Raw genomic sequence first — 22119 nt, 5'->3', positions numbered from 1 at the left:
TCCCGTTTCATCGACTAGAATGCTCTCAATCGAGACCAACCACAGGACAGCCGCATGTGGCAGAAGAACATCAATGATTTTGACCGGGTCGTCGCCATCGGTGGCGGCCATGGCATGGGCCGCGTGCTCTCGTCCCTCTCGTTCCTGGGATCGCGCCTGACCGGCATCGTCACCACCACGGATGATGGCGGCTCCACCGGACGACTGCGCAAGAGCCAGGAGTGTATCGCCTGGGGTGATCTGCGCAACTGTTTGAATCAACTGGTCACCGATCCCAGCATCGGCAGCCTGCTGTTCGAGTATCGCTTCGCCGGCCGCGGTGAACTGGCCGGTCACAACCTCGGCAACCTGATGCTGCTGGCACTCGACAACCTCTGCGTGCGTCCTCTTGATGCTATCAAGCTCATCAGCGACATGCTGAAAATAGAGTCACAATTGTTACCCATGTCTGAATTTCCCACCGACCTGTGTGCCCACACCGTCTGTGGCAACCAGATCCTGGGGGAAGTCTCCATCGATCAGCTCGATACCCCGCCGCTCTCACTCAGCCTGAGCCCCGAGGTACCAGCCACCCGCGAGGCGGTACAGGCGCTGGAGCAGGCCGACATGATCATTCTGGGGCCCGGCAGTTTTCTCACCTCCATCATGCCCCCGCTGCTGCTGGCGGAAGTGGCGCAGGCCATCAACGAGAGCAACGCCATGCTGGTGTTCATCTGCAATCTGGTGGCGGAGAATGGCCCGGCTGGCCAGCTCAGCCTGCTCGATCAGTGGCGCTGGCTGGAATCACGGGTCGGTACGGGACGGCTCGATGCCATCCTTGCTCCTGCAGGAGAGTACCAACCTGAACTGGCTGGCAGGTTGATCCAGGCCGATCTGGGTGAAGCCGCGCTGCCCCATCGCCATGATCGCCTGAAACTGAAACTGGCCCTGGACAGGGTGATCCAACAACTGGTCAATCAACGCTAGCGGGCAGGTTGAGTCTGGCAAGTCCGGCGCCCATGCGCCGGCTGCCCGGGCTCAATGGTAGTTGGCAAGGTGGGAGAGCACCTGAGGCAGAGATTGTTCCAGCTCGTTGAGCAGACGGGCGACCTCGGCCCCATCCGCTTGTTTGCAGGCGAGCTCCAGCGCCATCACCTGCTGATAGCTGACTTGAGCACCGTAACTGCCGCAAGAAGACTTCATGCTGTGGGCAAGCCGGGCCAGAGCCGTCCAGTCCTGACGCTCATAGAGCGGACGTAGTTGAGTGAGCTGCTCGCCCACCTCCTCGATAAACACCGAGATCACCACCGGCATCATCTCCTGGCCGATATCTTCCGCCAATTGTCGCAATACCTTCTGATCCAGCCACTCCATTTCATCATCCTCCCGCGGTATTCAAACAGACCATACTATAGATGCCCGGCATGGTACCGTCACGTCTACTTCCCTACCAACAATCAGGCCCGCACGGGGCATAGGATGAAAAACGTGATCGAGCTCGCCTAACCAGACAATAGATGGCTGGATTGCAACATAATGGTTGCCAATAAATTAACAATTAAATAACAATAACAGCCGTGAGAATGATGCGACTCAGCAACACCTCTCTCATCCCTTTTGCCTGTATGGCTGCTGCGAAGAACCAGGGTAGGATTCTACCCTGGTATTTTTTTACATTGAGATCAGGGTGTTATCACTTCTGATCGGCAGACACCCGCTCACCCAGCCGAAACAGGTTGAACTCGCCAGGCGCCATCCTGACCCAGTCTTCATTACCGGTCAGCGGTCGCGTGGCAATCAGGGTCACCACATCGTTCGGGGTTGTCTCGCTCTGAAAATCGATGGCGACATCCTCATCCAGCAGACGTGCCTCCCCGAATGGAGCTCGCCGGGTCAACCAGTAGAGGTTGTTGCTGCAATAGGTCATCACGAACTCCCCATCCGACAGCAACATGTTGAATACCCCGAGGCTACGCAGCTCGTCGCACAGGGTCGCCAGATAGCGGAACATGGCGGGGAAATTGGCAGGGCGCCTGGGGTATTTCTGCTCCAGCCGCTCGAGCAACCAGCAGAAAGCGTGCTCGCTGTCGGTATCCCCCACCGGCCTGTGCCGCCCGGTGGCCAGCTTCTTGTAGCCGGTCAACTGGCCGTTGTGGGCAAAGGTCCAGTAACGGCCCCACAGTTCGCGGGTAAAGGGGTGGGTATTTTCCAGCGACACACAGCCACGGTTGGCCTGGCGGATATGACTGACCACGGCGCGGCTCTTGATGGGCAGCGCCTGCACCAGCCTGGCGATGGGGGACTGGGCGCTGGGTTCGGGATCCTTGAAGGTTCGAAAGCCCTTCCCTTCGTAGAAGGTGATGCCCCAGCCATCCTTGTGGGGTCCCGTCTTGCCGCCGCGCAGCATCAGGCCGGTGAAACTGAAGCAGATATCGGTCGGCACATTGGCACTCATGCCGAGCAGTTCGCACATAGGCTGCGGGCTCCTTGCTTACTTGATCGTTGCTCGTTCAAGGGGTCGCCCGGCAGGGAATGCAGAACCTTGCCGACCGACCTCTTGCACCGGATCACGCCGGCCGGAACATAAATCTGCAGGATTCAGCGGTTCCGGCGCGGGATCACATCCTTACTTGGCCATCTCTTTTTCGACCAGCTGGATCAGGATGTGGATCACCTTGATGTGCACTTCCTGAATGCGGTCGGCATAGCCGAAGTGCGGCACCCGGATCTCCACATCGGCCAGACCGGCCATCTTGCCACCATCCTTGCCGGTCAGTGCAATTACCTTCATGCCCTTGGCACGCGCCGCCTCGATGGCCTTCAGGATATTGCCGGAGTTGCCGCTGGTGGAGATGCCGAGCAGCACGTCGCCACGACGGCCGACCGCTTCCACATAGCGGGAGAAGACGTAGTCATAGCCAAAGTCGTTGGAAACGCAGGAGAGGTGGCTGGGATCGGAGATGGCGATGCCGGCGTAGCCGGGGCGGTTCTCGCGATAACGGCCAGTCAACTCTTCGGCAAAGTGCATGGCGTCACAGTGGGAGCCACCGTTGCCACAGGAGAGTACCTTGCCTTCCTGCTTGAAGGAGTCAGCGAGCAGCTTGGCGGCGGCCTCGATGTTCTTCAGATTTTGCTCATCTGCCAGGAACGCCTGGAGCACGCCGGCAGCTTCGGTCAATTCATTGCGGATCAGTTCTTGGTACATGATGTCTCTTCCAAAATATGGGCGGCGCCATTGTCGCACAAGCCAATCCCGGAGTCGCCCCCCGCCCGTCAAGATGGCGCCGGCACTACGTTATGCCGATCACAGAGCCAAGGTAACGAGCTTGTAAACAGCTTGATAAGTTTGTGCGTATGAATTACAACAGAGGCCATATCCAACAGGTCAGACCTCTGGATCGGTTAACCCCCAGTTCACCCAATTTCGGCAACTCATGCAAGGAGCGAAAAATGACGACGACCCTCACTCTGCTCGGAGTGATCCTGGTGATCGGCGCCATGGCTTATCGCCGGGCGTCTCTGTTCACCTCCACGCTTGCCACGGCGGCAGCCCTGATTGCCGGCACCCTCTATGGCCACGTTCCTCTGCTGGTCTGGGTACTGTTTGCGGTGATCGCCATTCCCCTCAATCTGGTGGATTTTCGTCGCAATCAACTGACCAAGCCGCTGTTCAAGCTCTACAAGTCCATCATGCCGGAGATGTCCCGCACCGAGAAAGAGGCCATTGAGGCGGGTACCACCTGGTGGGAAGCCGACCTGTTTGCCGGCAACCCGGACTGGAAAAAGCTGCACGCCATCCCGGTCAGCACCCTCTCTGCCGAAGAGCAGGCCTTCCTGGACGGCCCGGTGGAAGAGGTGTGTCGCATGGTCAACGACTGGGAAGTGACCCATGAGCGGGCCGATCTCTCCCCCGAGGTATGGCAATACCTGAAGGACAACAAGTTCTTCGCCATGATCATCAAGAAGAAGTACGGTGGCCTGGAGTTCTCTGCCTACGCCCAGTCCTGCGTGCTGCAAAAGCTGTGCGGCGCCAGCGCCGTGCTCGCTTCCACCGTCGGCGTGCCCAACTCGCTGGGCCCGGGCGAGCTGCTGCAACACTATGGCACCGATGAGCAGAAGGATTACTACCTGCCACGTCTGGCGGTCGGAAAGGAGATCCCCTGCTTCGCCCTCACCAGCCCGGAAGCAGGCTCTGACGCAGGCTCCATCCCCGACTTCGGGATCGTCTGCAAAGGCGAGTGGGAAGGAAAAGAAGTACTCGGTATGCGCCTGACCTGGAACAAGCGCTACATTACACTGGCCCCCATTTCCACCGTACTGGGCCTCGCCTTCAAGCTGCGTGACCCCGAGCACCTGCTGGGTGACGAAGAGGAGCTCGGCATCACTTGCGCCCTCATTCCGACCCACATCAAAGGGGTCGAGATCGGCCGTCGCCACTTCCCGCTCAACGTGCCGTTCCAGAATGGCCCGACCCGCGGCAAGGACGTGTTCGTCCCGCTCGATTTCATCATCGGCGGCCCGGCCATGGCCGGTCAGGGCTGGCGCATGCTGGTCGAGTGCCTGTCGGTCGGACGCGGCATTACCCTGCCCTCCAACAGCACCGGCGGCGTCAAGATGCTGGCCCTGGCGAGCGGCGCCTACAGCCGCATCCGTCGCCAGTTCAAGCTGCCCATCGGCAAGATGGAAGGAATTGAAGAGCCGCTGGCCCGTATCGGCGGCAACGCCTACATCATGGGCGCCGCCGCCAAGCTGACCGTGACCGGTATCGATTTGGGCGAGAAACCCTCGGTCATCTCCGCCATCGTCAAGTACCACCTCACCGACCGGGCCCAGAAGTGCATCATCGACGCCATGGACATCCACGGCGGCAAGGCCATCTGCATGGGGCCCAACAACTACCTGGCCCGTGGCTATCAGGGCGCACCCATCGCCGTCACGGTGGAAGGGGCCAATATCCTGACCCGCAGCATGATCATCTATGGTCAGGGCGCCATCCGCTGCCACCCCTACGTGCTGCCCGAAATGCTGGCGGCCAGCCACCCGGATCAGGAGCAGGCCCTCAAGGACTTCGACAAGGCGGTATTCAGCCACGTCGGCTTTGCCATCAGCAACCTGGTACGCAGCTTCTGGCTGGGTCTGACCGGTGCCCGCTTCGCTGCTGCGCCGTTCAAGGACCAGACCAAGGGCTACTACCAACAGCTCTCCCGCCTATCCGCCAACCTGGCCTTCCTGTCAGACATGGCGATGGGCACCCTGGGTGGCGAGCTCAAGCGTAAAGAGCGGGTCTCCGCCCGTCTTGGCGACGTGCTGAGCCAGCTCTATCTGGCCTCCAGCGCCCTCAAGCGCTATCAGGATGAGGGTCGTCAGCACGCCGACCTGCCGCTGCTGCACTGGGCGCTGCAAGATGCCCTGTTCAAGGCACAGGAAGCGATCGACGAGCTGCTGCGCAACTTCCCGAACCGCTGGATTGGGCTGGCCCTGCGCGTCATCGTGCTGCCACTGGGCCGCGACCTGAAACGTCCGAGCGACAAGCTGGACAACCAGGTGGCCCGCCTGCTGCAAACCCCGAGCGACACCCGCAGTCGACTGGCCCAGGGGCAGTATCTCACCCGCGAAGAGGGCAACCCCTTCGGTCTGCTGGAGCAGGCACTGGACGACGTGCTCTCTGCCGAGCCGCTGTTTGAGAAAGTATGCAAGGCTGACGGCATCAAGCGTCCGTTTATGCAACTGGACAAGGTAGCAGAAGCGGGCCTGACGCTCGGGGTGCTCAACCAGACCGAAGCGGACCTGTTGCGTCGCGCCGAAGAGAGCCGTCTGCGCACCATCAACGTCGATGATTTTGATCCCATCGAGCTGGTCGCCAACAAGGCCCTGTTCGAGCCATCGGCCTATCACAGAGCCGCCTGAACGCCTGATAGATAGTCAAACGCCTCCCAAGTGGAGGCGTTTTTTATGGGGCAGGATCAGGATGACGACAAAGAGATTTCACAGATCAAATTTTATTTCCCAATAAGTTTCCTATCCTTAGTGAAGCAGTTAATGTAAGCACAGGATCCCAAACAGGATTGCATGATGGATGACCAAATCCTGATTATTGACGATGACGATCTGCCCCTTCTCGACGACCAGCAGGCTGGATGGAAGGTGATGATTGTGGACGATGAGCCCGAAGTGCATCGCATCACCAAGATCACCCTGAGCAAGTTTGAATTCGATAATAGACCCATTGAATTTTTGCATGCTTATTCAGCCGCTCAGGCCAAGGAGCTGCTCGCCAAGACCCCGGACGTGGCCTTGCTGCTGCTGGACGTGGTCATGGAGGTCGATCACGCCGGTCTCGATGTGGTCAAATTCGTGCGCGAGGATCTGCAAAACAAGATGGTGCGTATCGTGCTGCGTACCGGTCAGCCGGGCCAGGCCCCGGAAGATGACGTGGTCAGCAACTACGACATCAACGACTACAAGGACAAGACCGAGCTCACCTCCCAGAAGCTGCGCACCCTGCTGCGAGCCAGCCTGCGCTCCTATCGCGACATCCGCACCCTCGAGAGCAACCGCCAGGGGCTGGAGAAGGTCATCGAGGCCTCCAAGGGGATCTTCGAGAAGCGGGCACTGCGGCAGTTTGTCGAAGGGGCCCAGGAGCAGCTCAGTGCCCTGCTCAATCTGGAAGATTCACATATCTATGATGTGAAGCAGTATGCCTACGAGGTACGGGATCAGATCCTGGAACCTCTGCTGCCGGGCCATCCGTCGCTGCGTCTGGCCGATGCTCCCGTCATCCTGCGTCAGGCCATGAACAATCGCGCCAACGTCTATGACGGCAACCAGATGGTGCTCTACTGCCAGAACCCCCGCCATCATCTGCTGTTTCACATCGAGACCACTCGCCAGCTCAGCCAGATGGATACGGGCCTGCTCAGCCTGTTCACCGAAAACATCATAGTGGCGCTGGAGAACATCCGGCTCAACGAAGTCATCGCCGACAACCAGCGCGAGATCATCTACCGCATTGGCGAACTGGTGGAGACCCGCTCCAAGGAGTCCGGCCTGCACGTCAAGCGGGTCGCCCTCTATACCGAGCTGTTCTGCCAGTTGCTGGGCATGAGCGAGGAGCAGAGCGAGCTCATCAAGCGCGCCTCTCCGCTGCACGACATCGGCAAGGTGGGCATTCCGGATGCCATCCTGCACAAACCGGGCAAGCTGACCCCGGAGGAGTGGGAGATCATGAAGACCCACGCCCAGTTGGGACAGGATATGCTCTCCGGCAGCGATCTGGCGCTGTTCCAGATTGGTGCCACCATCGCCGGCAACCACCACGAAAAGTGGAACGGCAGCGGTTATCCCCGTGGCCTCAAGGGCGATGCCATTCCGCTGGAAGGGCGGGTGGTGGCGCTGGCTGACGTGTTCGATGCACTCGGCTCGGATCGCTGCTACAAGAAGGCCTGGCCGCTGGACAAGGTACTGGCGCTGATCCAAGAGGAGAAAGGCCAGCACTTCGACCCCCAGCTGGTGGAGCTGATGCTGGCCAACCTCGATAAATTCCTCGAGATCCGCGAACAGCACAAGGATATCTACGTCGGGGAACATTGAGCTGGATGGGTTGTTCAACCACCCCAATAATCTGCCCATATAGAAAGAGCCGCCCTGACAGGCGGCTTTTTGCTGCTTGCAGCATTCCCCTCACCTATTGTTCGGGCAGGTTGAGATCCAGCTTGGCCTCCGGCTTGGCGCTCTCGCTCTCGGCTTTTTGCGATGCCATGGCTTTTTTCAGCGCCCGCCGCTTTTGCAGCACGATGAAGCCCACGCCGCCGAGCAGGAGCAGCAATAATGTGCCAGCGCCCCCCAGCAGCCAGACCAGCCAGCCGCCGCTCTCCTTTTCCTCGAACTTGACCTGGCTCGGAATTGCCGCCGAGGCTTCTGACGCAGCAGAGGCGGCCGATGGGGGCGTTGCCAGCACCGGGAAGATATTGAAGGATTTGACCGGCAGGCTCACCTGAATTTCGCGGCCCAAGCGGGTCGTGCCAAACAGGGTGGCCGTCACCTCATATTGGCCGACTTCCTTGATGGCGGAGAGATCCACCTCCACCTTGGGTTCGGTGGCCACCGCATTGAACGGCATGCTGGTCCCGACTGTGCTGCTCGCCTTGCCCTGGATCACCACGGAAGCGGGATCCAGTTCATCCACGTCGATCAGGAAGGAGAGCTTGGCCCCGAACTCCTGGGAGGGAGGCGCCAAGGAGTAACTGACAGGTAGCGGATAGATCAGCACATCCTGATAGCGGGCACGGGAGAAGACCTGATTGCCTGTGCTGTACATGGCCCGGTATTTTCCGGCAGGCACATCCAGCACCGCCTCGGCGGTCATGATGCCGTCGCCTGGCACCTCGTCGAGCCCCTTGCCATCGTCACGATAGTGGCCGAGCACCTCATCGACCACAGGCTCCCCTTCCGGCTTGGCGTCATTGAAACGCTGCAGTCGCACCGTCATGCCGAGATCGGACAGGTAGTAGCCATCCTTGGGCGGCGCGTCGTCGATCAGCAGCCAGGATTTGAGCTTGACCTTCTCCCCCTGATAAAGCTGGGTCGGCAACAGATCGGTTTCCAGCTTGATGTTCGACAGCAGACGCACCCGGTTGTCGGGGTCCACCTCGCCAATGGCCTGCCAGGGGCCCGGCATGGGATTGCGGATGGTGATGAGATCCTGATCCTTGAGCGCCAGCCAGCCCACATCGGGGGGCGTCACCTTGCTCACATAGAGCTTGCTGCCATCGGGTCGCACCAGGATCACCGACGGAGTGCCCGGCTTGCGCGTCACGATGAAGGTGATCTCCTTCACCCCGTAATCGATGCGAAAGCGATTATCGAGCAGGGGGATGTCGGAGGGGGCAAATACCTCGTTGGCCCCAGCCGTCAGCGAGGCCAGCAGCAGCAGGCCGCCCCATAGCTTGCTCATTGCCGCCACAGGCAGGCTCCTCCCTTCTTCTGAACCAGATCCAGCCGCGCCTCGTGCATCGCCTCAACCTCGGCGCTGGCCCGGATCACCTTGAGCGGCGGACGGTTGCTCTCCAGCCGCCGGATACTGGTGTCCTGGTTGCTTTCATTCTCGCTGCTCTCGGTGGCCAGGTTCAGTTTGGTCTGGCCACCCGTCATCAACAGGTAGACGTCTGCCAGGATCTCCGCATCGAGCAAGGCCCCGTGCAGGGTACGGTGCGAGTTGTCGATACCGTAGCGATCGCACAGCACGTCCAGGTTGTTGCGCTTGCCCGGGAACAGGTCCCGCGCCATCGCCAGGGTATCCGTGATGCCGCAGATATCGGCGGTCTTGAAGTTGAGGCCGAGCTTGCTGAACTCATAGTCCATGAAGCTCACGTCAAACGGCGCGTTGTGGGCAATCAGCTCGGCGCCGCGGATAAACTCGATGAACTCGTCGGCAATCTGGCTGAACGACGGCTTGTCACGCAAAAACTCGTCGGTGATGCCGTGCACCTGGATGGCTTCCGGGTCCACCAGCCGGTCCGGCTTGATGTAGACATGGAAGTGGTTCCCGGTCAGCTTGCGGTTGATCACCTCCACACAGCCGATCTCGATGATCCGGTGTCCCAGATAGACGGGGCCACCGGCCGTGTTCATACCAGTGGTTTCAGTATCCAGAATGATCTGGCGATTCAGTTGGGGTGTGCTCATGATCCAATCTATGTCAAACTTCGGCTTTACCCGCTAGTTTACCCCAAGCCTCATGTTAAAACAGATTGATTTGTATACGGATGGTTCCTGCCTCGGCAACCCGGGCCCGGGTGGTTATGGTGCCGTCATGGTCTACGGCAAGCATCGCAAGGAGATCGCCGCCGGCTTTCGCCTCACCACCAATAACCGGATGGAGCTGATGGCCGCCATCATGGGGCTGCGCACCCTGAACGTGCCCTGCCAGGTACGCCTCACCACCGACAGCCAGTATGTGCGCCAGGGGATCACCCAGTGGATCATCGGCTGGAAGAAGAAGGGATGGATGACCGCCAACCGTCAACCGGTCAAGAACGTCGATCTCTGGAAAGCGCTGGATGCGGAAGTCAGTCGCCACCAGATCGAGTGGCTCTGGGTCAAGGGGCACTCCGGACACCCGGAGAACGAGCGCTGCGATGAGCTGGCCCGCGAGGCCGCCAGCGGCAAACAGCTGGCCGAAGATACCGGCTATCAACCCTGACCTCCTTCCCCTCTGGCACATGAGCCTGATCGGCGGTTGACGACTAGCCGCCCTGGCGCGCCATCCCCGGCGTCGCGATGGAGCCCGGCAGACGCCAGCGACGGCGCACCGGTGTCAGGGGGAAGCGCCGTTTGCGCGCCGCTATCACGTAGACAGACGCAAACGGCCGACAGTAATCCCGCCCCACACTCTCCCGCCACCAGCCGATCCGGCTCTGCCTGCCCATGAACGAATAGCCGAAGCGCTCGTCAAACATCACCTCGCAGCCAAGCAGCTGCAACCAGTCGGTGACCCGTGCCGGGGTGAACATGCGGGCGGACCAGGGCAGATGTTGACGCAGGAAAGGCAGGCAGTGCCCGATGCCGACCAGACTGAGCGGATTGTAGCCGCTGACAATAAGCCAGCCATCGTCGGTCAGTACCCGCTCCGCCTCCCGCAGCACCTGGTGCGGGTCGGGTGAAAAATCGAGACAGTGGGCCAGCAGGCAGGCATCCACGCTGCCGGTGCGTACCGGCAGGGCCAGCGGATCCCCCTTGAGATCCAGCAGGCGACCGCCAGGGGCGACCCCTATCTGGTGGCGAATGGAGGAGCAACCGCAGGAGAGCTCGGCGCTCAGCGCGCCGACCTTCAGCAGATGATAACCAAACAGATGCGGGCACCAGCTGTCGAGTCGCTCCTGGATCTCGGCCGCTACCCAGTCCCCCATGGGCAGTGCCGACCAGCTGGTCGGGATCTCGATTTGTTGTTCGGTACGTGCCACCTGCATAATAGGGCTCAACTTGGGGTTCGAACGCCATCCAGTTATATAAGATACCCTCCATAAAGAGAAGCAGACTCATGTATCCAGTGATCACAGTTCCAGCCTTTAACGACAACTACATCTGGTTGATCCGACACGAAAATCACTGCCTGGTCGTCGATCCGGGCGAGGCTGCTCCCGTGCTGGAACGGCTGGCCGTGCTGGAGCTGCAACTGGATGCCATCCTGCTCACCCACCACCATCACGACCATGTGGGCGGCGTGGGTGAGTTGCTGGAACATTTTCCCCATGCCCGCCTCTATGGCCCCAAGCTTGACCCCATGCCGGCGCACCACGGCCAGTGGCTCGATGACGGGGATCAGATCAACTGGCACGGCCTGAGCCTCGAGGTGATCCACGTGCCCGGTCATACCCACGGCCACATTGCCTACCACGGTCACGGCATGCTGTTTTGTGGCGACACCCTCTTCAGTGCCGGCTGCGGCCGCCTGTTCGAAGGGACCCCGACCCAGATGTTCGGATCGTTGCAGCGCCTCGCCGCCCTGCCTGATGACACCCTCATTTATTGTGCCCACGAGTACACCCTCTCCAACCTGCGCTTCGCCCACGCTGTCGAGCCCGACAACCAGGCGATCCAGCAACAGATCGGGCTGATCAGCAAGCTGCGCCAGCAGGGCCTGCCGAGTCTCCCCTCACGGCTGGGGGATGAGAAGCGCTTCAATGTTTTTCTGCGTTGCGAACTGGATTCCGTGAAATTTTCTGCTGAGAAACACGCTCTGAAATGCGTGGAAAATCCGGTAGATACCTTCACGATCCTGCGCCAATGGAAGGATGTTTTTTGAACAAACCTTGATCAGGGGGCCATTGCCCCTTATGATGCGAGCTGTTTTTCCCAAAGATGACCTGAGCGAGATGAAGGTACGAACGGCCTTATTGGCGGCGCTGTTTCTCAGCGGCTGCCAAAACCTGAGCCATCAGGATGACCGGGCGCTAACGGCAATCGAGCCGATCAAGTCCCCCCAAGTCAACAAAAAAGCGTATAAAAAACATTCTGCGCGCTTCCTGTTCGGTGACGAACAGATCGACGAACTGGATGACACCGATAACCTGTGGGTGCGTATCAGCGATGATATGCAGTTTGATCCGCAGGAGAACGACCGTGTCCGCCAGCAGCGTGATTGGTTGTTGCGCAATGATAAGCATCTGGCGACCATTGCCAGCCGGGCTGAGCCCTACCTGTATCTGATGGTAGAGGAAATCGAACGGCGTGAGCTGCCAATGGAGCTTATTACCATTCCCATGATCGAGAGCATGTTCGATCCCCACGCCCGTTCCCGCAGCAATGCGGTGGGTCTGTGGCAGTTCGTTCCTGCGACCGGCAAGAACTTCGGCCTGCGCCACGACAACTGGTACGACGGCCGCCGCGATGTACTGGCCTCCACCAATGCCGCGCTGGATTATCTGGAGTACCTGAACCGTTTCTTCGACGGCGACTGGCTGCAGACGCTGGCCGCCTACAATGCCGGTGAAGGGCGGGTGCGCAACGCCATCATCCGCAATCAGAAGGCTGGCCGGCCGACCGACTACTGGTCGCTCGATCTGCCTCGCGAGACCCGGATGTACGTGCCCAAGATCCTGGCTATGGCTGACATGATCCGCAATGCGGACAAGTACAATATCACCCTACCGGTGCTGGCCAACAAACCACAACTGCGGGTGGTCAACACGGGGGGTCAGATCGACCTGAACGTGGCAGCCCAGCTGGCGGGCCTGCGCCCGGCCCAGCTGAAAGAGGTCAATCCGGCGCTGACCCGCTGGTCGACCTCGCCCAAGGGCCCCTATCGCCTGCTGGTACCGGTTGAATATGCCGATACCCTGGAGCTGGCCTTGGCCGACCTGCCGCAGAGCGAGCGCATCCGCACCCGCTCCTATCAGGTTACCAGTGGCGACACCCTCTCCCGCATCGCCCAGAATCACGGGGTGAGCGTGCAGCAGATCAAGCTGGCCAACAACCTGCGCAGCAACAACCTGCGCCGTGGTCAGACCCTGATGATCCCGACCAGCGGCAGCAAACCGGTGGTCAGCCAGAACGTCCAGAGCAAGCCACAGCAGCTCGCCAGCCGTGGTAGCGGCAAGATCCAGTACAAGGTACGGGCCGGCGACAATCTGTGGAGCATCAGCCAGGCACACGGGGTGACCCATGACGAGCTGGCCAAGTGGAACGGTCTCAACGCCAAATCGGCCCTGAAACCGGGCATGAAGCTGGTGGTCTGGCCCAAGCAGGGCAAGGGTGGCAACAAGTCCATGGTCTATCAGGTGCGCCGCGGCGATTCCCTCTCCTCCATCGCAGCCCGCTTTCAGGTCGCCGTGATGGATGTGATGCGCTGGAATCAGCTGGGCAAGAGCGATTACCTCAAGCCGGGTCAGGAGCTGACCCTGTTCGTGAAGAACAACAGCTGATCGTTCATCACTTCATAAAAAAATACCCCGCCTGATGCGGGGTATTTTTTTATCTGGAGCAGGGCTCAGGGGGTGATGGCCTGGGCCGCGAAACGGGCCACGATGGGATTGTGATCCGAGGCATCGGTCGCCGGGCTGCTCACTTCCACCAGATCCAGATTGCGGTAGTAGAGGTGATCGAGCGGCCGGCCGAAGGCGGTCCGGCGCAGATCCGGCATCGGGATCGCCTCCTGCAGCCCCAGATCGCTCACCAGCCGCTTCAGCCAGAACTCCCGCTTGTCGCTCCAGGTATTGAAATCCCCGGCCAGAATGACGGGCCCCTGGTGACGATGAATGAGGGCGGTCAGATCGTTGATCTGCTCGCGAAAGGTCGCCATCCCCAGCTCGAAGTTGACCGCATGCAGGTTGACCACCAGCACACCGTCAGGATCCCCCTGCAACGGGTAGAGGCTGACCAGACCGGATTTGGGGATGCGCAGCAGCGGCTCGGGCGAGCGCACGCCGCACACGAACGCCTGCGGCGTCTTGGCCACCGTCATCACGCCGAAGGAGACGTCGCCCTGGGTAAAGGCTTGCAGCTGCTGCCACTGAAAATCACCGGCCTTGAGCCACGCCAGCATCTCGGGGCGGGTCGCCGACTCCTGCAACAGCACCAGATCCTGGGCCTTGGCATACTCGTCCAGCCCCTCGCGCCAGTTTTTGCGCTGACCCTTGTAGAGATTCCAGACGGTAATGCCAAACTCGCGGGGCAAGGCGGTGGAGGCCAGCGCCACCAGCGGCGGCTTCTGGCAGCTGGCGCCGGGGATGATGCCCTGCGCCGTGACCAGGTGATCCTGATCCGGCACTTCGAAACAGCCGACCAGTCCCAACGTCAGCAGCGACGTACCCAGAATGCGATAACTATTTTTCATTGGCTAACAACCACCTGCCTCTGCATTGTGTCATGACCATCCCAAACGTCATCGCTGCCGACTAGGCTCATAACTCGTGTCCGGCCCGGCTCATCCAGAAGGAATTCAACGATGGCGAGACAGCACCAGTACCGCGTGACGTTTTATGATCAACAAGGAAATTGTCATCAAGTGGAGCTTTCCACCGTCTATCAGATCAGACGGGATCCCCAGTGCGATCTCTGCCTGTTCGACACCCAGCAGTGCGTCGGCTCGGAAGAGATGCTGGAACGCATGATACGGCAAAAAACCGGGTTTGAGCAGGAAATATCCATCATCAATGCCCGGCTTATCTGACCCGGATCAGACCGGTACCGGACGGGATTTTCCCTGTTCGTCGATGGCGACATAGGTGAAGATCCCCTCGGTGACGCAGTAGCGCTGGGCTTCGTTTTCACGCAGCACCGGCTTGACCCACACCTCCAGCTTCAGCCGCATGGAACTGCGGCCAATCTTCAGGCAGCGCCCGTAGCAGCACACCACATCGCCCACCTTGACCGGGCTGTGAAAGGTCATGCCCTCGACGGATACGGTACAAATACGTCCTTTTGCCAGCTCCTTGGCCATGATGCCCCCACCTATATCCATCTGGGACATGATCCAGCCCCCGAAGATATCGCCATTGGGGTTGGTATCGGCTGGCATTGCCAGGGTTCTCAGCAACAGTTCCCCATCGGGGTGACGTCTTGTATCTACCATCATTACCGCTCTCTCTATATGGATGGCGGCATGATAGGGGGCGAGCTCCCCCTTGGCAAACCTCAATTGCCCGTCAAACGGCAGGCCCGCCCAAGGAGCGGAGCCGCCTGTGCCTCACCGCCATAGCCACACATAGCACCGGGCAGTATGCTCAGTGCCCCCGGGCTGCCAGCTCGGCAAACCAGTGCGCCGGATCGGGCCAACGATAGACAAAGCCGCGCTGCTCGCAGATGCGCTGTCCCTCGACGGGGGCAAACCGGCCGGCCGGCTCGATGAAGATCGGGGCCGGCAGGCCCAGCTGGCGCGCAGCAAAGGGATAGAACTGCTCCCGGCGCGGGTGCACTGGCGCACTCAGGTTGTAGGCATCCCCATCCTTGCCCTGTTCCAGCAGCAGCAGGCAGGCGGCCACCACATCATCCAGATGTACCAGGTTCACCGCCTGGCCGCCCCCCTCCAGGGTCTTGCCCGCCAGGAAACGGCCGGGATGGCGCTCTGGCCCGTAGAGCCCGGCCGGGCGCAGCACCATGGAGCATGCAATGCCGGCCCCCATCGCCGCCTGCTCGGCGGCCAGCATCCGCATTCCGCGCTCGTGGGCAGGCATGGGGTGTTCATCCTCCCCCTGTCCCGGCGCCCAGACCGAGGTAGCGCTCACAAACAGCAAGCGCTGCACGCCGGCGCCCTGCGCCAGCTCGGCTACCCGCGCGATGGCGGCCGGGTAATCCTCGACCTTGCTCGGCGGCACGCAGATCACCAGCTCGCGGCAGCGAAACGGCAGGGCCGCCAGCCCGGAGCCCAGTTGCAACGGCCAGGCCTTCACCCCCTCTGCTGTCAGCTGCGCGGCTTTTTCGGCCGAGCTGACCGTCACCGCCACCTGGCGGCCCTCGGCCTGCAGCGCCCGGGCCAGCGGCAGTCCCAGCCAGCCTGCCCCCACGATCCCGGTCTGGTATTCACGTTCTGTTGTCATGACAAAATCCTGGCAAAAAAAAACGGCCATCCATGATGACCGTCGAAAGTAACGAAGGAAATAGCTGGATTAACCAGTTACCTCCCACAGCGGGAAAATCGGGAGCGCAGGCTCCTAATTCGTGGGGCCTATGCTAGTGGCAGGCAGTCCAAAAAGCTTTGAAGCGGATCACAGTTGAAAAGGATTTCTGAAAACGCTTTCAATTTTTCAGCAAAATTCGGGAGCGACATTGGCCCGTTCAGGGCCAATGTCGGCCACTCAGGCGACGGATTCCCGTCTCACCAACTCGGCCTCGAACTTGAGCTCCAGCCCCTCGGCCGGCTTGTGATCCAGCAGGCTCAGCGCCAGCTCGGCGGCCCGGCCGCCCATCTCCTCGATGGGGTAGCGCACCGTGGTGAGCTTGGGATAGATGTAGCGGGCATAGGGAATGTCATCGAAGCCCACCACCGAAATCTGCTGCGGGATCTTGTACCCCCGCTCCAGCAGACAGGAGATGGCCCCTGCCACCATGGCGTCGTTGAAGCCGAGCACGGCAGTAAACTCGACGCCCCGATCCAGCAGCTCACCCATGGCCACGTAGCCACCGTTCTCGTCGGCAAAGGCTCGACCGATGAGAGCAGGATCGATCGCAATGCCGGCCCGCTGCAGGGCGTGGTGATACCCGGCCATCCGCTGCTGGCCATCGACGAACTCTTCATCGTCCGAGGTGACGAAGGCAATCTTGCGATGGCCTGCATCCAGCAGGTGCTGGCAGGCGGTGGTGATGCCGGCCTGGTTGTCCAGCCAGACGCAGCGATCTTCGGCGCCCGGCACCTGGCGGTTGATGAAGACCACCGGGGTGCTGCCCGCCACCAGCTCGCTCAGCTCCTCGTCTGGCAGCGCCTTGCTGTGCAGGATCAGCGCATCGCACTGGCGCTGCAGCAGCGCCTGGATGGCGTGGCGCTCGCGCACCTCGTCGTGATTGCCGGACATGACGATGGTGAACTTGTCCGCCTTGTCCACCACGCTCTCGATACCGCGCATCATCTGGGCGAAGAAGGGGCCACCACACAGATCCCCCACCAGCACGCCGATGCAGTTGGAGCGCTTGCTGACCAGCGCCTGGGCAAAACTGTTGGGACGAAAATTCAGTTCCTTCATGGCCGCCAATACGGCCTCACGCTTTTCTGGTGCCACCTGCGCCGTGTTGTTGATGACTCGCGACACAGTTGAAATGGACACATTAGCCAACCGGGAAACGTCTTTAATCGTTGCCACTATCAATTCCTTTGTTGGGGAAGCCTGTCTGTGTTGAACGGGCGATTATAACGAACCTGCCAGACCAAGAGAGGGCGCCCGATCACCTGGCAGGTTTCCTTTTGTAACAAAACCTTATGGGATAATAACCATTTTGGGGAAGGAATGGGAATCCGGCTGCCGCCCAGGCGGCAGCCGTCTCAATAAGCGTGACTCAGCTCGCGCTCGGACATGAAGCGCAGCGGCTGCTGCAGCTTGTGCTGATAGATGAGGTCGAACGACAGCACGTTCTGCACATAGTTGCGCGTCTCCTTGTAGGGAATGCTCTCGACCCAGACATCCATCGGCTTGTCCGCACTCTGATCGCGCCAGCGTTTGACCCTGCCGGGACCGGCGTTGTAGGCCGCCGCCGCCAGGATCCGGTTGCCGTCATACACATCCAGCAGCCGCTTGAGATAGGCGCTGCCAAGGCGGATGTTCATGGCGGGATCAAACAGCTGCTGCTCGTTGCGATAGGGCACCCCCAGCTTGCTGGCCGTCTCCTTGGCGGTGGTTGGCATCAGCTGCATCAGTCCCCTCGCCCCCACCGGCGACTGCGCCAGCGGGTAAAGGGCGCTCTCCTGGCGCGAGATGGCGTAGAGCAGGCTGGTGTTCATGGTCCGCTCCTGCGCCATCTGGGAGAAGGTGTGCTTGAGCGGCAGCGGGAAGCGCAAGTCGAGGGCATCCCAGGCCTCGGCCCGGATGCTGGCCAGAATAGCCAGCTCGTGCCAGCCCTGGTTGAGGGCGATGTGGCCGAACTCGAGGCGCTGGGCCACCGGGTTGCGATCCATGTTGTGGATCCACTCCGCCCGCGCCGCCGTGATCTCGTTCATGTCGAGCAACTCGCGCACCCGCAGCAGGAAGGGCCAGCGGCGGCTGGCGGTGCGCCAGTCCGGCACCTTGTGCGCCACGCTCTGGTTCTTCATCCGATAGGGCACGCCGGTGCGCTGCGCCGCCATGAAGCCGTAGAAGCCGCGCAGATTGGCGGTCTCCAGATAGAGATCCCGCGCCGGTTTCTGCTGACCCTGTACCTCCAGCGAGCGCGCCAGCCAGTAGCGCCAGCGATCCTCCTTCTGCAGGCCCATGGGCATGCGCTTGACCCAACCGGAGAGCCCTTTCCAGTCCTGCTCCCAGATGGCGAGCCGGGCCCGCAGCTCCAGCAGATCCGGGTCGGCCTGGCGCACCACGGTAGCATCCAGCCAGTTGCGCTGGGCGGTTGAGCGATCCAGCAGCAGCCGTCTGGCCACCGCCCGCTCCACCGGTTTGAGTTCGGCCGCGCTCAGCGCGAAACGCGAGCGCAGATAGCCGAGCTGTCCCAGTACCGCTTCCGGCTGCTGGTTGGCATAGCGGGCCAAGCCCAGCAACAGCAACTTTTTGGAGGGGGCGGCGGTAGTGAAATAGGCCGTGTTCATCGCCTTGGCGGGCTGCTCGAACAGGGTAATCATCTGATCCCCATAGGCCTTCATGCCGCTACCGAGCTGGGCGCCGAGGTGGCGGATAAGGTTCGGGTTCTCCGCCTCGAAGGCCAAGGTCATGCGGGTCCAGATCTTCTCCTGGGTGCGCAAGCCGGCCTGCTGCCAGAGCTGAAACAGGGGATCGCAGGCATCGGGGCGAGACTGGCCGCTCAGCCAGAGCTTGCCCGCCTCCTGCAGCGCCTGGCTCTGCTGGCCGGTGTAGTAGCGCGCCTGATAGTGCATGCAGAGCAGATCGGTGGAGTTCGGCTTGGCCGGATAGAAGCGCAGGAACTGGGACCACTGCTGGCTCTGGGCCAGATAGGTGAGGTAGCTGCGCTCCAGCCGGTTGGATTGCGGGGTGTCGCCGTGCTCGCGGATGAAGCGGGTCACGTCGCCATAGTCCGCCGCCCCGGGCCGGAAGGCCAGCTGGTAGTAGTCGAGATAGGGCAGCAGCGGATAATGGGTCAAACGGGCACGAATTTGCTGAAAACGGGCCTGATCGTCGGCCCGCACCGCGTCATAAGCCTGGCGATAGAGAGATTGTTCCAGGGTCTGCGCCGCCACTTGCGTCAGCAGCCCCGGCACGCACAGCGCCGATAAAATGATTCCCTGCACGGCTTTCACGAGAGACGTCTCCATTGAGAGGCAATGCCACCGCCCGTTGGCGGTGGTGTCATATTCCCTCATTCTACCCGTTAACCCCGGGGGCTACAGCTCGCCGGCGAGACTATTTTTACTCGCCGCTGGCGAGGCTCTCACTGCGGGCAAGGCGCCGCACGTAGCGCTCCAGGTAGGTCACCGGCAGTGGCTTGGAGGCCAGGTAGCCCTGGTAGAAGTGGCAGCCCTGGGCCTGCAGAAACTCCAGTTGCTGGCGTGACTCCACCCCCTCCGCCGTCACGTTGAACCCCATGTGACGCGCCATGGCGATCACCGCCTCGACGATGGCCATGTTGTCGCCATCGCGCGGTATGTCCTGGATGAAGGAGCGGTCGATCTTGAGCTCGTCCGCCGGCAGCCGCTTGAGGTAGCTCAGGGAGGAGTAACCGGCGCCGAAGTCGTCGATGGCAAAGCTGATGCCGAGCGCCTTGAGCTCGCTCATCTTGCTGATGGTGTCTTCTGCGTGCCCCAGTACCACGGATTCGGTGATCTCCAGATTCAGGCTGGCGGGATCCATGCCGGTGGAGGCCAGCACGTCGTGGATCCGGTCAACAAAATCGGCGGCGTGAAACTGCTTGGCACTGACGTTGACCGACAGCTGCGGGATGTGAATGCCGTTCTCCTCCCAGCGCACGTACTGGGCGCAGGCCTCGTACAGTACCCAGTTGCCGATGTCGACGATAAGGTCCGTCTCCTCGGCGATGGGGATGAACTCGGCAGGGGACACCAGCGCCCGACCTGGCGGCTGCCAGCGGATCAGCGCCTCGACGCCGATGATGTCGCCCCCCTCCACCATGTGCTGGGGCTGGTAGTAGAGGGTCAGCTCCTGCTGGTTGAGGGCGCTGCGCAGCTCGTTGTGGATAAGCAGCCGGCGATCCGCCTGCAACTGCATGGAGGCGTCGAAGAAGCGCCGGGTCTTGCGACCTGCCGACTTAGCCTGATACATGGCGGTGTCCGCCTGCTTGAGCAGATCGTCCACCCCCTGCTCCCGGCCGGGGAACAGTGTGATGCCGACGCTGGCGCCGATGTGCAGCACCTGACCGGCGTGGTTGTAGGGGGCCGCAATCTCGCTGATAAGCCGTTCGGCGATAAGGTCGGCCTGCATCTCCGCCTGGGGGGGACTGGCCGAGAGCGAGGGCAGCAACAGCACGAACTCGTCGCCGCCAAGGCGCGCCAGACAGTCCCCCTGGCGTACCAGCCGCTTGAGCCGGCTGGCCACCTCCTTGAGCAGCCAGTCGCCGGTGGCGTGGCCGAGGGAGTCGTTGATGGTCTTGAAGTGGTCGAGATCGATGAACAGCAGGGCGCCGATCAGATAGTCGCGGCTCGCCTCGCCAAAGGCGTGGGCCAGGGTCTCGTGCAGCTGGCGGCGATTGGGCAGGCCGGTCAACTCGTCGTAGTAGGCGAGATCCTGGATGCGACGCTCCGCCTCCTTGCGCTCGGAGATATCCTCGAAGCAGATGACGAAGTGGCTGATCGCCCCCCTGTCGTCCTGCACCGGGGTGACGATTTCCCACTGCGGATAGGGATAGCCATCCGCGTGCAGGCGCTGGGTTTCCCCCTGCCAGCGGCTCAGGCTGCCGAGCTCATAGCCAAGCCCCCCCAGCCCGCACCAGAGATCGTTGCCCAGATGCAGGCCGATCACTCGCTGACTGTCAAAGCCGGTGATCTGGCTGAAGGCGTGGTTGACCCGCAGGATCTTGAAGTCGGGGTCGGTGATGATGATCCCTTCGTGGGTTTCGAAGGCCACCGCCGAGAGGCGCAGCTGGGCGTCGCTCTGCAGCCGCTCCAGCTCCGCCACCATGCGCATGGAGAAGGTGGTCAGCACCGAGCCCAGATTGGGGATCGCGCTCTGATCGGAGAAGAGCAGCGCCAGGTGCCCCAGCAGCTGGCCGTTGCGATCGCACAGGGGCAGGCCGTAGTAGCCCTGCCCTGCCTTGAAGCCGGCGCAGTGCAGATGCTCGGCGGTGAGCGGCAGGATGCAGGTCTCGCCGCGCTGGTAAACCTGCTGACACGGCATGCCAGCCAGCTCGTACTCCTTGAGGTCGATGCCGTGACAGGCCAGCACCTTGAGCCGCTCGCTGCCGGTGCGCTCCGCCAGCCAGACCGCATCAGCCACCAGAATGTGGGCAAGCTGGCTGACCAGAGTATTGAAGAAATCGAGCCCGGTCCGGGCGGAGAGCGCCTGGGCCAGCTGAGTCAGCAGAGGGTCTTGCAGCAGTGGCAGTTGCTGGGAGAGATCGGCAGGCAGCTGGGTGCTGCGGGTGGTGTCGAGCGGCGCAATCCAGCCACAGCACATCTGCTGGGCCGGTACGTACTGGCCGCTCCAGAGCACATGACGCACCTCGCCGTTCTCGTCGCCGAGGTGGCCGATGAACTGGGCCGGTTGCTGGGAGTGGTAGAGTCTGGCGAGAAAGTCGGCAAAGCCGGCCTCGTCATCTGCCGCCAGTTGCCCGAACCAGGGGTGAGGCCCCTCCCCTTGCCAGAGCTGGTAGGAGGCATGATCGGACAGGCTCCACTGGGCATGTTGCCGATCATAAAACCACATCATCTGAGTGGCTTGCTGTTTCATGTACTACTCCAACACCACAACAACCACGTTCAAGTCCCTGACGACTCGATAGCGCCCACATTCTCAGCGCGCACGTCGGCAAGGGCGGTGCGGGGGGAAGTGCGAAAGATGCGAGACTAAGCGGTGAAAACCGGACATGAGGTCGACATGC

The 22119-nt window shown here is 61.3% G+C and carries 19 protein-coding genes; 7 read left to right on the top strand and 12 right to left on the bottom strand.

The window, feature by feature from the left end; translation table 11 throughout:
* The first annotated feature begins 54 nt into the window (after positions 1–54).
* The gene (gene yvcK, locus I6L33_RS12545) at positions 55–966 is read left to right on the top strand and encodes a uridine diphosphate-N-acetylglucosamine-binding protein YvcK (RefSeq protein ID WP_005299302.1); all 912 of its coding nucleotides are present in this window, start codon (positions 55–57) and stop codon (positions 964–966) included.
* 51 nt (positions 967–1017) lie between these two features.
* Here the strand turns inward: yvcK and I6L33_RS12540 are convergent, their stop codons facing one another.
* From I6L33_RS12540 to lpcA, 3 genes are all read right to left on the bottom strand, one after another.
* The gene (locus I6L33_RS12540; protein WP_005299299.1) at positions 1018–1353 is read right to left on the bottom strand and encodes an Hpt domain-containing protein; all 336 of its coding nucleotides are present in this window, start codon (positions 1351–1353) and stop codon (positions 1018–1020) included.
* 319 nt (positions 1354–1672) lie between these two features.
* Complete coding sequence (locus I6L33_RS12535) at positions 1673–2452, bottom strand: class II glutamine amidotransferase (RefSeq protein ID WP_005299296.1); 780 nt, start codon at positions 2450–2452, stop codon at positions 1673–1675.
* Positions 2453–2605: 153 nt separating this feature from the next.
* Positions 2606–3184, bottom strand: a complete 579-nt coding sequence (gene lpcA / locus I6L33_RS12530) for a D-sedoheptulose 7-phosphate isomerase (RefSeq protein ID WP_005299294.1) — start codon at positions 3182–3184, stop codon at positions 2606–2608.
* Between the two features lie 245 nt (positions 3185–3429).
* Between lpcA and fadE the strand changes: the two genes are divergently transcribed.
* Positions 3430–5886, top strand: a complete 2457-nt coding sequence (fadE, locus tag I6L33_RS12525) for an acyl-CoA dehydrogenase FadE (protein ID WP_216972620.1) — start codon at positions 3430–3432, stop codon at positions 5884–5886.
* Between the two features lie 165 nt (positions 5887–6051).
* The gene (locus I6L33_RS12520; protein ID WP_005299285.1) at positions 6052–7569 is read left to right on the top strand and encodes an HD domain-containing phosphohydrolase; all 1518 of its coding nucleotides are present in this window, start codon (positions 6052–6054) and stop codon (positions 7567–7569) included.
* 94 nt (positions 7570–7663) lie between these two features.
* On the opposite strand, the gene I6L33_RS12515 is transcribed toward I6L33_RS12520, so the two are convergent.
* Entirely contained in the window at positions 7664–8932 is a 1269-nt protein-coding gene (locus tag I6L33_RS12515) for a TIGR03503 family protein (RefSeq protein ID WP_216972619.1), read from the bottom strand.
* Positions 8929–9663 (bottom strand): DNA polymerase III subunit epsilon, encoded by a 735-nt coding sequence (dnaQ, locus tag I6L33_RS12510; protein WP_124250268.1) that lies wholly within the window; start codon positions 9661–9663, stop codon positions 8929–8931. Before dnaQ ends, I6L33_RS12515 begins: the two co-directional genes overlap by 4 nt.
* Before the next feature lie 52 nt (positions 9664–9715).
* On the opposite strand from dnaQ, the gene rnhA reads away from it, so the two are divergent.
* Positions 9716–10180, top strand: a complete 465-nt coding sequence (gene rnhA / locus I6L33_RS12505; RefSeq protein ID WP_124250269.1) for a ribonuclease HI — start codon at positions 9716–9718, stop codon at positions 10178–10180.
* A gap of 43 nt (positions 10181–10223) precedes the next feature.
* Here the strand turns inward: rnhA and I6L33_RS12500 are convergent, their stop codons facing one another.
* On the bottom strand, positions 10224–10946 hold the full coding sequence (locus tag I6L33_RS12500) for a methyltransferase domain-containing protein (RefSeq protein ID WP_010634452.1): 723 nt from the start codon (positions 10944–10946) through the stop codon (positions 10224–10226).
* Between the two features lie 71 nt (positions 10947–11017).
* Between I6L33_RS12500 and gloB the strand changes: the two genes are divergently transcribed.
* Positions 11018–11782, top strand: coding sequence for a hydroxyacylglutathione hydrolase (gloB, locus tag I6L33_RS12495; protein WP_139725982.1), 765 nt, complete (start codon positions 11018–11020; stop codon positions 11780–11782).
* A gap of 70 nt (positions 11783–11852) precedes the next feature.
* On the top strand, positions 11853–13400 hold the full coding sequence (locus I6L33_RS12490; protein WP_216972618.1) for a LysM peptidoglycan-binding domain-containing protein: 1548 nt from the start codon (positions 11853–11855) through the stop codon (positions 13398–13400).
* 65 nt (positions 13401–13465) lie between these two features.
* Here I6L33_RS12490 and I6L33_RS12485 read toward each other — a convergent pair whose 3' ends face one another.
* Positions 13466–14311, bottom strand: coding sequence for an endonuclease/exonuclease/phosphatase family protein (locus tag I6L33_RS12485; protein ID WP_216972617.1), 846 nt, complete (start codon positions 14309–14311; stop codon positions 13466–13468).
* A 111-nt stretch (positions 14312–14422) separates the two neighbouring features.
* On the opposite strand from I6L33_RS12485, the gene I6L33_RS12480 reads away from it, so the two are divergent.
* Complete coding sequence (locus I6L33_RS12480; protein WP_005299261.1) at positions 14423–14647, top strand: hypothetical protein; 225 nt, start codon at positions 14423–14425, stop codon at positions 14645–14647.
* Between the two features lie 6 nt (positions 14648–14653).
* On the opposite strand, the gene yciA is transcribed toward I6L33_RS12480, so the two are convergent.
* The 5 genes from yciA to I6L33_RS12455 all read right to left on the bottom strand — a co-directional run bounded on the left by yciA (position 14654) and on the right by I6L33_RS12455 (position 21968).
* On the bottom strand, positions 14654–15052 hold the full coding sequence (gene yciA / locus I6L33_RS12475) for an acyl-CoA thioester hydrolase YciA (protein WP_024942822.1): 399 nt from the start codon (positions 15050–15052) through the stop codon (positions 14654–14656).
* A 148-nt stretch (positions 15053–15200) separates the two neighbouring features.
* The gene (locus tag I6L33_RS12470; protein WP_216972616.1) at positions 15201–16013 is read right to left on the bottom strand and encodes an NAD-dependent epimerase/dehydratase family protein; all 813 of its coding nucleotides are present in this window, start codon (positions 16011–16013) and stop codon (positions 15201–15203) included.
* A 258-nt stretch (positions 16014–16271) separates the two neighbouring features.
* Complete coding sequence (locus I6L33_RS12465; protein ID WP_054545194.1) at positions 16272–17270, bottom strand: LacI family DNA-binding transcriptional regulator; 999 nt, start codon at positions 17268–17270, stop codon at positions 16272–16274.
* A 179-nt stretch (positions 17271–17449) separates the two neighbouring features.
* A complete protein-coding gene (locus I6L33_RS12460; RefSeq protein WP_216972615.1) occupies positions 17450–19366 on the bottom strand; it encodes a transglycosylase SLT domain-containing protein in 1917 nt (638 codons plus the stop codon).
* Positions 19367–19475: 109 nt separating this feature from the next.
* The gene (locus tag I6L33_RS12455; RefSeq protein WP_024942825.1) at positions 19476–21968 is read right to left on the bottom strand and encodes a bifunctional diguanylate cyclase/phosphodiesterase; all 2493 of its coding nucleotides are present in this window, start codon (positions 21966–21968) and stop codon (positions 19476–19478) included.
* Positions 21969–22119 lie beyond the last annotated feature (151 nt).

It is taken from the genome of Aeromonas sp. FDAARGOS 1403, from assembly GCF_019047325.1.
Classification (GTDB): Bacteria; Pseudomonadota; Gammaproteobacteria; order Enterobacterales; family Aeromonadaceae; genus Aeromonas; species Aeromonas dhakensis.
Note: the sequence above shows the minus strand (reverse complement) of the source record. Positions and strands in the feature narration are given on the sequence as shown.